The following is a 205-nucleotide window of genomic DNA, read 5'->3' as shown; positions in this document are numbered from 1 at the left end:
CAACGCCTGCTCGCGGGTAGCGCCGGTGACGATCAGCTTGGCCAGCAGCGAGTCCCAGGCCGGACCGATCACCGAGCCGGACTCCACACCCGCGTCCAGGCGCACACCGGGACCCGAGGGAGCCTCGAACTTCGTCACCGTGCCGGGGGCGGGCAGGAAGTTGCGGCCCGGGTCCTCGCCGTTGATGCGGAACTCGAAGGAGTGC

Annotated in this window: 1 pseudogene; it reads right to left on the bottom strand. The window is 70.7% G+C overall.

Going from position 1 to position 205, the window contains the following annotated elements:
• Positions 1-205: pseudogene (locus IG54_RS39005) on the bottom strand (acetyl-/propionyl-CoA carboxylase subunit alpha); the annotation flags it as partial.

The sequence above is a fragment of the Streptomyces sp. NRRL S-920 genome (genome assembly GCF_000717945.1).
Classification (GTDB): Bacteria; Actinomycetota; Actinomycetes; order Streptomycetales; family Streptomycetaceae; genus Streptomyces; species Streptomyces alboniger.
This window is presented reverse-complemented; position numbering and strand designations above follow the sequence as displayed.